Raw genomic sequence first — 233 nt, 5'->3', positions numbered from 1 at the left:
AAATGGAAATGGCATCGCCGCGGCCAAATGCGCCCTCAATTGTGGTTACGCCAATGGGCCGCAAGCTGGTCCCTTTGGCCAGCGCGGTACACGCCCCTTCATCAATCGTCACCCGCCCGGCGGGCCGGGCCGACATGATCCAGTTTTTCCGCGCCGCGCGCTTGGTGGCCCTGGGCACGAAGAAACTGTGCTGTCCGCCTTCGGCGAGGGCGCGCCACGGATGGTCAATCGCG

1 protein-coding gene is annotated in these 233 nt (G+C 65.2%); it reads right to left on the bottom strand.

Annotated features, from left to right (window positions below):
• A partial coding sequence (locus L1I42_RS16190; protein ID WP_369413112.1) for a PUA domain-containing protein occupies positions 1 to 233 on the bottom strand: 233 nt, incomplete at both ends.

The sequence above is a fragment of the Maritalea mediterranea genome (assembly GCF_021568695.1).
Taxonomy (GTDB): domain Bacteria; phylum Pseudomonadota; class Alphaproteobacteria; order Rhizobiales; family Devosiaceae; genus Maritalea; species Maritalea mediterranea.
This window is presented reverse-complemented; position numbering and strand designations above follow the sequence as displayed.